The organism is Paraburkholderia sp. SIMBA_027, assembly GCF_046535315.1.
Lineage (GTDB): Bacteria > Pseudomonadota > Gammaproteobacteria > Burkholderiales > Burkholderiaceae > Paraburkholderia > Paraburkholderia tropica.
Genome location: NZ_JAWRWY010001688.1, coordinates 1 through 232, shown reverse-complemented (window position 1 = coordinate 232; position 232 = coordinate 1). Strand labels below are relative to the sequence as shown.

Here is a 232-nt window from a genome sequence, read left to right as displayed (position 1 = left end):
CATTCCCGCCACGTGGCGCAGCAGGGGAATGGGACGGGCCGACGGCGGGAGGCCGCCGTCCTGGAGCATGACCCCAACGCGGGACCGGAGCTCAGCTCCAGCACTGTCAGGATCGGCACCAAGAAGGGAAATGGAACCACCGGTCCGTTTTTGGACGCCTTGGGCGCATTCAAGCGTGGTGGTTTTGCCAGCGCCGTTGGCTCCCAAAAGCGCTGTCACCTGGCCGCGCTCG

At 66.4% G+C, this 232-nt stretch carries 1 protein-coding gene; it reads right to left on the bottom strand.

From position 1 onward, the window contains the following. Positions 1-219, bottom strand: a 219-nt coding sequence (locus SB764_RS44935; RefSeq protein ID WP_410867429.1) for an ATP-binding cassette domain-containing protein, incomplete at its 3' end; no start/stop codon positions are given. Positions 220-232 lie beyond the last annotated feature (13 nt).